At 62.1% G+C, this 14,342-nt stretch carries 12 protein-coding genes; 9 read left to right on the top strand and 3 right to left on the bottom strand.

What is annotated here, in order from left to right:
* Nucleotides 1–236 precede the first annotated feature (236 nt).
* The gene (locus AAIS01_RS15015; RefSeq protein ID WP_343469603.1) at nucleotides 237–1,088 is read left to right on the top strand and encodes an urea carboxylase-associated family protein; all 852 of its coding nucleotides are present in this window, start codon (nucleotides 237–239) and stop codon (nucleotides 1,086–1,088) included.
* 192 nt (nucleotides 1,089–1,280) lie between these two features.
* On the opposite strand, the gene AAIS01_RS15010 is transcribed toward AAIS01_RS15015, so the two are convergent.
* A complete protein-coding gene (locus AAIS01_RS15010) occupies nucleotides 1,281–1,448 on the bottom strand; it encodes a DUF2897 family protein (protein ID WP_014337248.1) in 168 nt (55 codons plus the stop codon).
* 119 nt (nucleotides 1,449–1,567) lie between these two features.
* Nucleotides 1,568–2,932, bottom strand: coding sequence for an ethanolamine permease (gene eat / locus AAIS01_RS15005; RefSeq protein ID WP_186654238.1), 1,365 nt, complete (start codon nucleotides 2,930–2,932; stop codon nucleotides 1,568–1,570).
* Between the two features lie 419 nt (nucleotides 2,933–3,351).
* On the opposite strand from eat, the gene kdpF reads away from it, so the two are divergent.
* The 6 genes from kdpF (at nucleotide 3,352) to AAIS01_RS14975 (ending at nucleotide 11,606) form a co-directional block, all read left to right on the top strand.
* Nucleotides 3,352–3,441 carry a K(+)-transporting ATPase subunit F gene (gene kdpF / locus AAIS01_RS15000; protein ID WP_343469602.1) on the top strand — a complete coding sequence of 30 codons (90 nt, stop codon included), beginning with the start codon at nucleotides 3,352–3,354 and terminating at the stop codon, nucleotides 3,439–3,441.
* Between the two features lie 8 nt (nucleotides 3,442–3,449).
* Nucleotides 3,450–5,144 carry a potassium-transporting ATPase subunit KdpA gene (kdpA, locus tag AAIS01_RS14995; protein WP_343469601.1) on the top strand — a complete coding sequence of 565 codons (1,695 nt, stop codon included), beginning with the start codon at nucleotides 3,450–3,452 and terminating at the stop codon, nucleotides 5,142–5,144.
* A 10-nt stretch (nucleotides 5,145–5,154) separates the two neighbouring features.
* A complete protein-coding gene (kdpB, locus tag AAIS01_RS14990) occupies nucleotides 5,155–7,209 on the top strand; it encodes a potassium-transporting ATPase subunit KdpB (protein ID WP_343469600.1) in 2,055 nt (684 codons plus the stop codon).
* Between the two features lie 157 nt (nucleotides 7,210–7,366).
* A complete protein-coding gene (gene kdpC / locus AAIS01_RS14985) occupies nucleotides 7,367–7,912 on the top strand; it encodes a potassium-transporting ATPase subunit KdpC (RefSeq protein WP_343469599.1) in 546 nt (181 codons plus the stop codon).
* A 279-nt stretch (nucleotides 7,913–8,191) separates the two neighbouring features.
* Complete coding sequence (locus AAIS01_RS14980; protein WP_343469598.1) at nucleotides 8,192–10,843, top strand: DUF4118 domain-containing protein; 2,652 nt, start codon at nucleotides 8,192–8,194, stop codon at nucleotides 10,841–10,843.
* Between the two features lie 64 nt (nucleotides 10,844–10,907).
* Nucleotides 10,908–11,606, top strand: coding sequence for a response regulator (locus AAIS01_RS14975; protein ID WP_076385732.1), 699 nt, complete (start codon nucleotides 10,908–10,910; stop codon nucleotides 11,604–11,606).
* A 178-nt stretch (nucleotides 11,607–11,784) separates the two neighbouring features.
* On the opposite strand, the gene AAIS01_RS14970 is transcribed toward AAIS01_RS14975, so the two are convergent.
* A complete protein-coding gene (locus AAIS01_RS14970) occupies nucleotides 11,785–12,822 on the bottom strand; it encodes a patatin-like phospholipase family protein (RefSeq protein WP_343469597.1) in 1,038 nt (345 codons plus the stop codon).
* A gap of 208 nt (nucleotides 12,823–13,030) precedes the next feature.
* Here AAIS01_RS14970 and AAIS01_RS14965 point away from each other — a divergent pair, with 208 nt between their 5' ends.
* Entirely contained in the window at nucleotides 13,031–13,321 is a 291-nt protein-coding gene (locus AAIS01_RS14965) for a hypothetical protein (protein WP_039588883.1), read from the top strand.
* Nucleotides 13,322–13,428: 107 nt separating this feature from the next.
* Nucleotides 13,429–14,190 (top strand): CHAD domain-containing protein, encoded by a 762-nt coding sequence (locus tag AAIS01_RS14960; protein ID WP_343469596.1) that lies wholly within the window; start codon nucleotides 13,429–13,431, stop codon nucleotides 14,188–14,190.
* Nucleotides 14,191–14,342 lie beyond the last annotated feature (152 nt).

The following is a 14,342-nucleotide window of genomic DNA, read 5'->3' as shown; positions in this document are numbered from 1 at the left end:
GGACATTTGAGTGGTCTAGCGGGCACAAGGTACGCATACCTGCTGCACAGAACTCACTGTTGACAGTTTTAAGGCTTTTGAGCACGAACGAACCTTCCTTTCCACTGGACAACTAATACCTACACGCAGGCATCATCGTCGGCCGGTTGCTGTGGTTTTGCTCGCGGTAATCAAGGGCGACAGAAGCGCGAGCAATTGCTGGCTCCCCCATCACCACCGATCAAGGACCCACCCCCATGCACAAAAACTACCCCGCCGCCTACCAAGTCAGCAAAGGCTCAGCCCTGCAAGTGGACAAACCCTTCTACGACCGCATCCGCACGCAGCAGGACAAGCGCACCCTGATCGAGCAATTCGAGGTACCCATCCGCACCGGTCGCGCTTGGCACGTCCCCGCCGGTCATGTGTTTCGCGTTACGACTCCGGTGGGCCCGCAGGTGGGGGACTTCAACGTGTGGAATGCCCACGATCCACGGGAACGCCTTTGGGCTGCGCGCACGCGCCAGCTTCAGGGCGCCCACGTCAGCACCCATGATCGGCTGTGGTCGAACCTGCCGTTCCTGCGGCCGCTGGTGACCATCACTGATGACAGCTTGGCCGGCTACGGCATCGACGAGCATGGCGGGCGGTTGCATGATCTGCTGGGGACACGTTGCGACCCGTATGTGAACAAAATGCTCACTGGCGAAGACTTCCATCACCATTGCCACTCGAACCTGACCCGTGCGGTATTGCCCCATGGCCTGACCGAGTTTGATGTGCATGACGTGCTGAATATTTTCCAATGTACTGGGCTCAATCATGACGACATGTACTTCATGAAGGCCTGTCCGGCGAAGAAGGGCGATTATCTGGAGTTTTTTGCCGAGATCGATTTGCTGTGTGCCTTGTCCACTTGCCCCGGCGGCGATCTGTCGCTGGCGATGTGGGGGCCGGATGCGCAGGATCCTCTCAGTGTCTGTCGTCCGCTGGGGGTGGAGATCTATCGGTTGGAGGATTCATTGCTGACGGGCTGGAGCCAGCCTGAGCGGGCGGCGTACAAGGGGCTGCATGGCTTGCAGATTGCCAAGGCGGATTGGGAGAAGTAGCGCGGCGCTGGCCATCTATGTGCAGGCCGTTGTGGCGAGGGGATTTATCCCCGCTGGGCCGCGTAGCGGCCCCTTCAAAAAACACCATTTCCCTGACACACGGGGTTGGGTGATTTGGGGCTGCTGCGCAGCCCAGCGGGGATAAATCCCCTCGCCACAAACTCACCACCAAAGTGTTGGGCAGGGCCGCAATCAACGATCCTTGGCCTCTTTCGCATCCATCTCGGCATTGCGTTCGGCAACACGCTTTCGTTGTTCATCCGTCAGTTCGACCTTGTGGGCGGTGTCGCGCAGCATCATCAAGCCACCCACGATAGAGCCGATTGCAACGATCAGAATTAACCAGGCATACCAGGGCATAGGGTTCTCCTTGAGGGGGCGAGGGACGGCGAAGATTTCGCCTGTCCATCGCCCCTACCACTTATGAGCGAAGGTTGTTCGCAGTGGTTCCATACTACGCCTGTTCTGTCGGGGTCACCTTAAAGCCCGGTGAGCATGGCATCGGCCGGGGCATCGGCGCGCAGTTGCGCGGTGAGCATGAAGTACAGGAAGCCCACTGCCATGAAGCCAAGGAAGATCAGCCCGATCAGCGCGTTGAACCAGGCCATCGCCACCAGACACACCACTGCCAGTACCAGGGCGATACCGGGGATGATCGGGTAGCCCGGGGCGCGGAAGGTGCGTTCCAGGTTGGGTTCGGTTTTACGCAGTTTGAACAGGCTGAGCATGCTCATGATGTACATGACGATGGCGCCGAACACCGCCATGGTGATCATGGCGGCGGTCAGGGTCATGCCGCCGAGGTTGATCAGGCCGTCGCTGTAGATCGCCGCGATGCCGATCAGGCCGCCAGCGATGATTGCCCGGTGCGGGGTCTGGAAGCGTGACAGTTTGGCGAGGGAGGCGGGCAGGTAGCCGGCGCGGGCGAGGGCGAAGAACTGCCGCGAGTAGCCGAGGATGATGCCGTGGAAGCTCGCCACCAGACCGAACAGGCCGATCCATACCAGCATGTGCAACCAGCCGGAGCTTTCGCCGACTACGGTTTTCATGGCTTGCGGCAGCGGGTCGTTGATGTTGGACAGGGTGCGCCAGTCGCCCACGCCTCCGGCGAAGAACATCACCCCCATGGCCAGGAACACCAGGGTCAGGATGCCGCTGATGTAGGCCTTGGGAATCGTGCGTTTCGGGTCCTTGGCTTCTTCGGCGGCCATGGCGGCGCCTTCAATGGCCAGGAAGAACCAGATGGCGAAGGGGATGGCGGCGAACATTCCGGCGATGGCCGGCGCGCCGAACACGTCGGAACCGGCCCAGCCGTTCAAGGCGAAGCTGCTGAAGCTGAACGCCGGGGCGACCACGCCCATGAACACCAGCAACTCGGCCACCGCCAGCACGCAGACGATCAGCTCGAAGGTTGCCGCCAGTTTCACCCCCAGGATGTTCAGGGTCATGAACACGATATAGGCACCGACCGCCGCGTGTTTCGGGTCCAGGGCCGGGAATTGCACGTTCAGGTAGGCTCCGATGGCCAGGGCGATGGCCGGTGGGGCGAAGACGAATTCGATCAGTGTGGCCAGGCCGGCGATCAGGCCGCCTTTCTCGCCAAAGGCCCGGCGGCTGTAGGCGAACGGCCCGCCAGCGTGGGGGATGGCGGTGGTCAGCTCGGTGAAGCTGAAGATGAAGCAGGTGTACATGGCCGCGACCATGAACGATGTCACCAGAAAGCCCAGCGTTCCGGCAACGCCCCAGCCGTAGCTCCAGCCAAAATACTCGCCGGAGATCACCAGCCCGACAGCAATGCCCCATAAATGCAGGGTGCCCAGGGTGGGTTTGAGTTGTGTGTTCATCGGTGGCTCCCCCTCGATCCATAGCAAAAGCGCTGGGGTGGGGCAGTGCAGTGGGCGTGCCAGTGTGGCGGCTGTGGTCGTAATGGGTGAAATTGTGTCGTATCGGGGATGTTCGCTGCCTGATGTGCCCTTGTTGTGCGCCAGTTAGGGGCATTGGTGGCAGTGATGCCGCCTTCGCGAGCAAGCCCGCTCCCACAGGGATTTGTGGTGTTTTATGAAATCTACTGCTCACCGCAAGTCCAATGTGGGAGCGGGCTTGCTCGCGAAGCGTCCTGCCCGGTCACCGCCATAACAACGCCATAAATTCATTCTTTACAGATTCTTTATTCCCCACCGTCCCTCTCGATCTCGTTCCTTTACACCCTCCCTACCGACAATCACTCCACACACGGCATGACGCCGTACCACGGAGAAATCCCATGAGCCTTCTGGATGGGGTGTCGCTGTTGCTGGCAGCGGCGCTGTTCATTTATCTACTGGTTGCGCTGTTGTGCGCGGATCGGAACTAGGAGTGGTTATGCACGGTTATGACTACGGGCTGATCCTCGCCTTCTTTGCGCTGGTGTTGATGCCTGCACCGTTTCTGGGGCGTTTTTACTATCGGGTGATGGAGGGGCAGCGCACCTGGCTTTCACCCATTATTGGCCCGGTTGAGCGTGGTTGCTATCGCTTGGCCGGCGTCGATCCTGCCGTGGAGCAGAGCTGGCAGAAATACACCCTGGCTCTGCTCGCCTTCAACCTGGCCGGTTTTTTATTGTTGTTCGCCATCCTGCTGTTACAGGGACATTTGCCACTCAACCCCGAAAAAGTGCCAGGTATGGAATGGACCCAGGCATTCAACACGGCGGTGAGTTTCACCACCAATACCAACTGGCAGTCCTACAGCGGTGAAGCGTCGTTGAGCTACTTGAGCCAGATGCTTGGCCTGGCCGTGCAGAACTTTGTCAGCGCAGCTACCGGCCTGGCCGTGCTGGTGGCGCTGTGTCGCGGGATCGGGCGCAAATCCGCCGCGACACTGGGTAACTTCTGGGTCGACATGACCCGCGCCACCCTCTACGGATTGTTACCACTGTGCCTGTTGCTGGCCCTGTTCCTGGTGTGGCAGGGCGTGCCGCAAACCTTCGCGCACTATGTGCACGGGGTGACGATGCAGGGCGCGGACCAGGTGATTCCGTTGGGCCCGGCCGCCAGCCAGATCGCGATCAAGCAACTGGGCACCAATGGCGGGGGCTTCTTCGGCGTCAATTCGGCGCATCCCTTCGAGAACCCGACGGCCTGGAGCAACCTGTTCGAAGTCGCGTCGATCATCCTGATTCCTGCCGCGCTGGTGTTCACCTTCGGCCACTACGTCAAGGACCTGCGCCAGAGCCGGGCGATCATCGCCTGCATGCTCGCACTGTTTCTGATCGGCGGGGCCACGTCGTTGTGGGCCGAATCCCAACCCAACCCGGCGCTGAACAATGTGGCCGTGGAGCAGACCGCGCCACTGGAGGGCAAGGAGGCGCGTTTTGGCACCACGGCCACGGTGCTGTGGTCCGTCACCACCACGGCGGCATCCAACGGCTCGGTCAATGGCATGCATGACAGCCTCAACCCGCTCAGCGGCATGGTCTCGCTGGTGAACATGATGGTTGGCGAAGTCATTTTCGGCGGCGTCGGCGCGGGACTCTACGGGATGCTGCTGAACGTGCTGATCGCGGTGTTCCTGGCTGGATTGATGATCGGTCGTACCCCGGAATACCTGGGCAAGAAGCTCGCTGCCAGGGAAGTGCAACTGCTGGTGGTGACCCTGTTGGTCATGCCGGTGAGCGTGCTGGGGCTGGGGGCCATTGCTGCCAGCCTGCCCGGGCCTGCTGCAGCGGTGAGCAACCCTGGCGCCCATGGCTTCAGCCAGTTGTTGTATGCCTACACCTCGGCGGGTGCGAACAACGGTTCGGCCTTCGCCGGCTTCGGCGCCAACACACCCTTTCACAATCTGATGCTGGGCCTGGGCATGTTGATCGGCCGTTTCGGCTACATCCTGCCGGTGCTGGCCTTGGCCGGTAGCCTGGCGCTGAAGAAAACCGCGCCGATCGGCCCGAACAGCTTTCCGACCCACGGCCCGCTGTTCGTGACCCTGCTCACCGTGACCATCCTGTTGGTGGGCGGCCTGACCTTCCTGCCGACCCTGGCCCTTGGGCCGATTGCCGAACACCTGAGCCTGGGTTTCTGAGGATCTGATGATGAATATGCCCATGAGCAAAACCGTCGTCGCCAAGGCGCCGGAGCAACCGAAAACCGCGATCTCGGCCTTGTGGCGGCCAGCGCTGGTGCAAGCCTTCGTCAAGCTCGATCCGCGCCAGTTGCACCGCGCCCCGGTGATGCTGGTGGTGGAGTTGACCGCGATCCTCACCACGGTGTTGTGTTTCGTTCCGGACAGCAGCGTGCCGACTTTTGTCGCCGCGCAAATTGCCCTGTGGCTATGGTTCACGGTGCTGTTCGCCAACTTTGCTGAAGCCCTGGCCGAAGGTCGCGGCAAGGCCCGGGCAGACAGCCTCAAGGCCGGTAGCGAGGGCCTGAGCGCACGCCGCCAGACGGCCAACGGCTTTGAGGTGATAGCCGCCACCCGCCTGCGAAAGGGCGACGTGGTGCGTGTCGAGGCAGGGGAGATGATCCCCGGTGACGGCGAAGTGATCGAAGGCATCGCAGCAGTGAACGAGGCGGCGATCACGGGCGAATCGGCCCCGGTCATCCGCGAGTCCGGCGGCGACCGTTCAGCCGTCACCGGCAACACGCGCCTGGTTTCCGACTGGCTGCTGGTGCGCGTCACCAGTAACCCCGGCGAATCCACCCTGGACCGTATGATCGCCCTCGTCGAAGGCGCCAAGCGCCAGAAGACGCCCAACGAAGTGGCGCTGGATATTCTGTTGATCGGCCTGACGCTGATCTTCCTGCTAGTGGTGGTGACGCTGCAGCCGTTCGCGCATTTCGCCAACGGCAATTTGCCGCTGGTGTTTCTGGTGGCACTGCTGGTGACGTTGATTCCCACCACCATCGGCGGGCTGTTATCGGCCATCGGCATCGCCGGGATGGATCGGCTGGTGCGCTTGAACGTGATCGCCAAGTCCGGCCGCGCCGTGGAAGCGGCGGGGGACGTGCATGTGCTGATGCTGGACAAGACCGGCACCATCACCTTCGGCAATCGTCGCTGTGCCGCGGTTCACGCCGCGCCCGGTGTGAGCGTCGAGGCGTTGAGCGAAGGCGCGTTATTTGCCTCATTGGCCGACGACACAGCGGAGGGCAAGTCCATCGTCGAGTACCTGCGGGGTTTGCATTCGCAACCCGAGCCAGGCGCCGAATTGCTGACCGCGGTGCCATTCAGTGCTGAAACCCGTTTGTCCGGTGTCGATTATCAGGGCCGGGTGTACCGCAAGGGCGCCGTGGATTCGCTGCTGAGTTTTATCGGCCTGTCGAAAAGCGAACTGCCACCTGCCCTGGCGCGGGAGGTGGACAAGATCGCCCAGAGCGGCGGCACTCCATTGTTGGTGTGCGTCGACGGCAAGCTGTTGGGGGCGATTCATCTGAAGGACGTGGTCAAGCCCGGTATCCGCGAGCGCTTTGCCGAGCTGCGCAAGTTGGGGATTCGCACGGTGATGGTCACCGGCGACAACCCACTGACCGCCGCCGCCATTGCTGCCGAGGCCGGCGTCGATGACGTGCTGGCCGAGGCCACACCGGAGAAAAAACTGGCGCGCATCCGTCATGAGCAGAATGACGGTCGTCTGGTGGCCATGTGTGGTGACGGCGCCAACGATGCGCCGGCCCTGGCCCAGGCTGATGTGGGTATGGCGATGAACGATGGCACACAGGCGGCGCGAGAGGCGGCCAACATGGTCGATCTGGACAGCGATCCGACCAAGTTGCTGGACGTGGTGCAAATCGGCAAGGAACTGCTGGTGACTCGTGGGGCCTTGACGACGTTTTCCATCGCCAACGACATCGCCAAGTACTTCGCCATTCTGCCGGCGCTATTTGCTTCGATTTATCCACAACTGGGCGTGTTGAACGTGATGCACCTGAGCAGCCCGCAAAGCGCGATTCTGTCGGCCATTGTGTTTAACGCGTTGATCATCGTGGTGCTGATCCCGTTGGCATTGCGTGGCGTACGGGTACAGGCCGCCAGCGCGGCGGCGCTGCTGCGGCGCAATCTGTTGATTTATGGGTTGGGCGGGATCGTGGTGCCGTTTGTGGGCATCAAGGCGATCGACCTGTTGCTGACGGCGTTGGGGTGGGTTTGAGCAGATAACCAACGCTCACCTTGTGGGAGCAAGGCTTGCCCGCGATGAACGATGACGCGGTGTGAGTTCAGACCGAGGTGCCTGCATCGCGAGCAAGCTTGGCTCCCACAAAGTGGTTCCCACAGGTAGTTTTTTCATTCAATTCGAGGATATTTGGATGCCCACTTTGATACGCCCGGCCCTGAGCCTATTGCTTCTGATGACCCTGATCACCGGCGTTGCGTACCCGTTGCTGGTCACGGGCGTGGCGCAAGTCGCCTTTCCCGCCCAGGCCAACGGCAGCCTGATCGTTGATGCCGACGGCAAGGTCCGTGGCTCTTTGTTGATCGCCCAGGATTTCCACGGCGATGCCTGGTTCCATCCACGTCCATCGGCGGGTGCTTTCGCCACGGTAGCCAGCGGCGCCAGCAACTTTTCCCCGAGCAATCCGGCCCTGGCCGCGCGGGTGATCGATGACGCCCAGGCATTGCAAGTGCCCGGCCAAGGCCCGGTGCCGCTGGCGCTGCTGACCACCTCGGGCAGTGGACTGGATCCGCACTTGCCACCGGCAGCGATTGCCTATCAACTGGCGCGTGTCGCCGCCGCACGCAACCTGCCGGTGTCGACCGTGCAGCAACTGCTCGACACTCACATCGAGCAACCACTGGTGGGGCCGCCGGTGGTGAATGTGCTGGCGTTGAACCTGGCGCTGGAAAAACTGTAGACGCCTGTGGGAGTGGCACCTGTGGGAGCAACGCCTGTGGAAGCAAAGTGGCACCTGTGAGAGCAACGCCTGTGGGAGCAAAGTGGAACCTGTGAGAGCAACGTCTGTGGGAGCAAAGCTTGCTCGCGATAAGGACGACACGGTTCAGCTGCGCAACCGCGTTATCTGCATCGCGAGCAAGCTTTGCTCCCACAAGGCCTGCTTTTCCACAGGGCTTGTTCCCAAAAGGACTCGCTCCCACAGGGCGTTTGATCAACATATGAAAGAGAACCCGAAAACATGAGCGACTCCGGCCGCGCCGACGCACTGTTAGCCAAGCTGCCTCGCCACGACCGTGGTCGGCTCAAGGTCTTCCTGGGCGCGTCGCCGGGTGTCGGCAAGACCTACGCCATGCTACAGGCGGCCCACACGCAACTGCGCCAAGGTGTCAGGGTGGTCGCCGGCGTGGTGGAGACTCACGGCCGCAGTGAGACTGAGGCGTTGCTCGGCGGCCTGGTGCAGCAGCCGCTGGTGCGTTCGGAGTATCGCGGTGTGATGCTCGAGGAAATGGACCTTGATGGTCTGCTCGCGACTCGACCGGCCTTGGTGCTGGTGGACGAACTGGCCCACAGCAACGCGCCCGGCAGCCGTCACGCCAAGCGCTGGCAAGACATTCAGGAACTGCTCGCTGCCGGCATCAACGTCTACACCACCGTCAACGTCCAGCACCTGGAAAGTCTCAACGACCAGGTGCGTGGTATCACCGGCGTGCAGGTTCGCGAGACGCTGCCCGACTGGGTCCTGCAAGAGGCCGATGAACTACTGTTGATTGACCTGCCACCGCGCGAGCTGCTGGAGCGCCTGCGCGATGGCAAGGTGTATGTGCCGGAGCAGGCGCGCGCAGCGATCGACGCATTTTTCAGCCAGACCAACCTCACCGCATTGCGTGAGCTGGCCATGCAAACCGCCGCGGCCCAGGTGGACAACGATCTTGCCCAAGGCTATCGGCAACTGGGCCAGGCGGCTCCGGCGGTGCGGGGGCGATTGTTGGTGGGGGTCGACGGTGATGACCAGGCCGAGCGTCTGGTACGCCACGCCAGCCGTGTCGCCCAGCGTCGGCATCTTCCCTGGAGCCTGGTACACGTGGACAACGGCAGCACGCGGGACGAGCCGTCGCGTCAGCGCCTGCAAAATGCCCAGCAACTGGCCGAGCGCCTGGGCGGGGAAGTGGTGCTGCTACGGGCCGGTGAAGTCGCCAGGACCCTGATCCAGCACGCCACCGAACGTCGCGCCACGCTGGTGCTGGTGGGACAGTCCAGACGGCGTTTGCGCCGGCGGCTGTTCGGTGGTGGCTTGGCTTCGCGCTTGCTGCGCGACGCCATGGGGCTGGAAATCAACGTGCTGGACCGCGATCAACAGCCCCCTGTGGCCCGCGTGCGTTCAAATGCCGTCCTGAGCGGTTTCGACTACGTGCTGGCGCTGTTGGCGACGGCGGCGGCCAGTGCGCTGGCTTGGGGGGTCTCCGGGCTTCTTCCCTTGCCCAACATTTCCCTGGTGTTTCTGATGGCGGTGTTGCTGGTGGCGGTTCGCAGCAGCCTCGGCCCGGCGCTGGCCTGCGCGGCGCTGTCGTTCCTGGCCTATGACTTTCTGTTCATCCCACCGAATTTTTCCTTCACCATCCAGCGTGAAGAAGACGTGCTCACCCTGGTGTTCTTCTTGCTCATGGCTGCCCTGACCGGCAATCTTGCGGCGCGCCAGCGACGTCAGTTGCAGGCGCTGCGCGAGACCCAGCAGGAAACCGGCGAGCTGCTTGACCTGTCCCGCAAACTGACCGCCGCCACCGACCGCCAGGCGGTGATCAGCGCCGCCGCGCAACACCTCAACGGTTGGCACGACCTGCAACTGTGCCTGCTCAACCGTGACGGCCAGGGCGGCTGGAAGGTCGAGACGGCTGAACCGTTGACCTTCACCGAAGCTGAACGCGCGGCCGCCGATTGGGCTTGGCAACACGACCAACCGGCCGGCGCGGGCACTGGGACACTGCCGTCCGGGCGCTGGTGGTGGTGGCCGTTGTCGACAGAGGAGGGCCCGCTGGCGTTGCTGGGCGTTTGCCCGAAAGAAGGCAAGCCGTTGAGCGGCCAGCGGCGTCGCCTGTTGGCGGCCCTCAGTCAGCCACTGGCGCAGGCCCTGGCTCGGGCACAACTGGCCCAGGATCTGGAAGCAGCGCGCTTGCACGGCGAAACGGAGCAACTGCGCAGTGCGTTGTTGGCGTCGGTGTCCCACGATTTGCGCACGCCGTTAACCTCCATGCGCGGCAGTATCGACAGCCTGTTGGCGTTGGGGGAGGCGATCCCGCTGGCCGATCGCCGCGAACTGTTGGAAGGCACCCGCGATGAAGCCGAGCGCCTGGATCGCTACATCCAGAACCTGCTGGACATGACCCGCCTTGGCCATGGTGCCCTGAAACTGGCGCGGGATTGGGTGTCGCCGGCCGATATCGTCGGCAGCGCGTTGAACCGGCTGCGGGCGGTGCTCGCACCGTTGACGGTGGGCATCGAAGTGCCTGCCGAGTTGCCGTTGTTGTATGTTCACGCGGCGTTGATCGAACAGGCCTTGGTGAACGTGCTGGAGAACGCCGCACGATTTTCACCGACTCACGGGCGCTTGCGGCTGAGCGCAGGGGCGACAGACAGCGAAGTGTTTTTCGCCGTGGCCGACGAGGGGCCCGGGATCCCTGAAGAAGAGCGCGAGAAAATCTTCGACATGTTCTATACCGCTGCGCGTGGGGATCGTGGTGGGCAGGGGACGGGGCTGGGGCTGGCGATCTGTCAGGGCATGGTCGGTGCCCATGGCGGGCGGATCAGCGTGGACACCGGCCTGGACGGACGCGGTACCTGCATCACCCTGCACCTGCCATTACAGACACAACCGGGCCTGGACGATGAAGCCTGAGCGGCGCTGGGTTACTCTCTTTCCACCTGATTGCCTTTCCACCTGATTGCATTGAACGGACTTCATGAGCCAGACCGCGACCCTTTTGGTCATCGATGACGAACCGCAGATCCGCAAATTCCTGCGCATCAGCCTGACCTCCCAAGGCTACAAGGTGCTCGAAGCTGGCACCGGCGCCGAAGGCCTGGCCCAGGCGGCGCTGAACAAGCCCGATTTGCTGGTGCTCGACCTGGGCCTGCCGGACATGGACGGCCAGCAGGTACTGCGCGAGTTTCGCCAATGGTCCACGGTGCCGGTGCTGGTGCTCTCGGTGCGGGCCAGCGAAGCGCAGAAAGTCGAGGCGCTGGACAACGGCGCCAATGATTACGTCACCAAGCCGTTCGGCATCCAGGAGTTCCTGGCGCGCATTCGTGCCTTGTTGCGCCAGGCCCCGGCGGGCGAGGCGCGGGAAGCGGCGCTGACGTTCGGTCCGCTGACGGTGGACCTGGCTTATCGCCGGGTCCTGCTCGATGGCACCGAAGTGGCCTTGACCCGCAAGGAATACGCCGTGCTGGCGCAACTGGCGCGCCATCCTGGGCGGGTCATTACGCAGCAGCAATTGCTCAAGGATATTTGGGGCCCGACCCACACCGAAGACACCCATTACCTGCGAATCGTGGTCGGTCATCTGCGGCAAAAACTGGCCGACGACCCGACCCGGCCCCGGTTCATTGCGACCGAGGCGGGGGTTGGCTATCGATTGTTGGGGGAGGGTGGTGTTTAACCACAAATTTTCAAGCCAGCGCTATTGTGGCGAGGGGATTTATCCCCGCTGGGGTGCGAAGCAGCCCTAAAACCTGAACACTCGGTGTGTCAGACAAAATCATGTCTGATGCTTTTTTCGGGGCTGCTTCGCACCCCAGCGGGGATAAATCCCCTCGCCACAGAGTTTAGTGTCACATTCAGTTCTGCTCATTCTCATACCGATCCAGCGTATCGCTGGCAATCTCCCGCCCTAGCGCGATCAGCTCCGGTGCCTTGTAGAACTCGAAAAACCGGCACACCCGTTTCGGCACGTTGATCAGCACGTCCGGTGGATACCCGGCGATCTTGTACTGGGCCAGGGACGTCTGCATCACCTCGAAACTCTGGTTGATCAAGTCCAGCAGCGAGGCCGGGCCGACGTTATCGATGATGAACGAACCGGTCGCCGATTTCGGTGCACCTTCGGACTCCGGCGCGGCGGATGGTTGCTGGCCTTCGGGCTCGGCGGATTCGAGCCACGGGTTGATGTCGGCGGCTTCGGCCTTTAACGCTTCCTGTTCCAGCAGCAGCAACTGCTCGGCTTGCTTGCGCCGGAACGGCAGGCGCGAACCCAGGGAACTGACGAGGGTGTCGAAGCGGCGCCTGAAGGCGGCGGGGCGCTGGATGACGGGCAGTCGGTATTGTTTCTGGTTGGTGGCGTTGAGGTTGACCGCAATGATCAGATCGCAATGGCTCGACACCACTGGCACGATGGGCAACGGATTGAGCAGGCCGCCATCCACCAACATGCGGTTGCCTTGCATCACCGGGGTGAACAGGCTGGGAATCGCCGCCGAGGCGCGCATTGCCTGATGCAGGCAACCTTCCTGGAACCAGATTTCCTGCTGATTGGTCAGGTCGGTGGCCACGGCAGTGTAGGGGATTCGCAGGTCTTCGATATTGAGTTCGCCGACGATCTTGCGAATCTGCCCGAAGACTTTCTCGCCGCGTATCGCCCCCAGGCGAAAGCTGACGTCCACCAGACGCAGCACATCCAGGTAATCCAGGCTTTCGATCCAGTTACGGTAGTCATCAAGCTTGCCCGCGGCATAGATCCCGCCCACCACGGCGCCCATGGAGCAACCGGCAATACAGGCGATGTCATAGCCACGGCGTTCGATTTCTTCGATCACCCCGATATGGGCGTAGCCCCGGGCGCCACCCGATCCCAGTACCAATGCGACACGTTTTGTCATGACCCGACCTCTTGTCAAACAGACTTTAACAATGCACTTATCGACGGCTGGGCTCAATCGTTGTGGCACAGGTGTCGTTTTTTGATACGCCGCGCTGGCATTTGCGTATGCTCGGCCACACTTGAATTTACACGGTCAGGCCTTGGCACTTTTTGCGGGCTGGACCGTCTTACCTGCACGACTGTTGACCTGACTTGAGGTGTAATTGATGAAAGCCCGGATTTGTCTGCCCCTGGTGGCATCCTTGATGGTGTTGGCCCTGGCCGGTTGTGCCGGCAAGACCGCTTACCGCGACAGTTGCGGCAGCCAGCTCGACAGTGCCTGGCGTGAACTGGACCTGGCCAAGGCCGAAGGTTTTGCCGGCACTGTGAGTTACTCCAAGGCCTTGTCGTTGTTGACCGGCGCCAAGACTCAGCAGCAGTTCGAGGCATTTGAGGGGTGCACCAAAAAGGCCGAGAAGGCCCGTTTCTACATTCGCGAATCCCGTGCAGGACGATAAAAGCAGCGGCAAGCGCTAAGCTGCAAGCCACAAGAGGGGCGTGCGACGCGCCCCTCACGTGAAGCTTTACAGCTTGACCCTCAATGCTGCGTACGGAGTACGTCCCCATGATTGATCGGCTGGTGGCCCGGATACTGGGCCTGGAAGTCCGGCTGCTGGCCTGTCAGGCCCGCCTCAATGCCCATACCGACAGTGAAGCCCTGCATGACCTGCGGACCACGGTCCGCCGTTTGCGCAGCTTGCTTCGTCCGTTGCGCGGGTTGCCCGGTGTCGAGCAACTGGAAACGGCGGCATCGGCGGTGGGTACGCTGACCACGCCCCTGCGTGACCGGGAAGTGCTGGCCGCTTACCTTGAACAGCACGGCAAGACCGAAGCCGCGCGGCGACGCCAGGTGCAAATGGCCGATGCTTATCCCGCCGTTGCCGGTAGCCCGGAACTGGTGCAATTGCTGATGGTGCTTGATGCTTTCCCGCGCTTCATTCGCGCGGCGCAACGTCAGGACCTGCTTAAAGGTTTGCGCAAACGCATCGAAAAGCGCCTGGACAAACAATGGAAAAAACTCGGTGAAGCCTTGGGCGATCCGGCCCATGATCGCCATCGTTTGCGGCTGCTGATCAAGCGCGTGCGCTACGCCATCGAAGCCTACCCCGAACTTGACCGCCTGCCCGACGCGGCCATGCCACGGCTCAAGTCCGCCCAAGGCGCACTGGGGGACTGGCACGATTGCTGGCAATGGCTGGCCAGGGCCAAGCAGGAAAGCGACTTGCAATCCTGCGTGCCGGTCTGGCTCAGCACCATGGAAAAGGCCGAGGCCAAGTCCGATAAAGTGCTCGATAAACTCGTTGCCAGTTGCTTCAAAAAATCCTGACTCCTGCTGATATTCCTTGTGGGAGCGGGCTTGCTCGCGAATGCGGTGGGTCAGTCACACATGTATGAACTGACCTGGACCTGACCATGCCGGAGATGGATGGTTATCAGGTGTTGAGCGCCTTGCGCGCCGAAGGCTTGAAGGCGCAAGTC

It is taken from the genome of Pseudomonas halotolerans (assembly GCF_039581215.1).
Taxonomy (GTDB): Bacteria; Pseudomonadota; Gammaproteobacteria; order Pseudomonadales; family Pseudomonadaceae; genus Aquipseudomonas; species Aquipseudomonas tehranensis.
The sequence above is the reverse complement of the archived record's forward strand: the minus strand, read 5'-3'. Positions and strand labels throughout refer to the sequence as shown.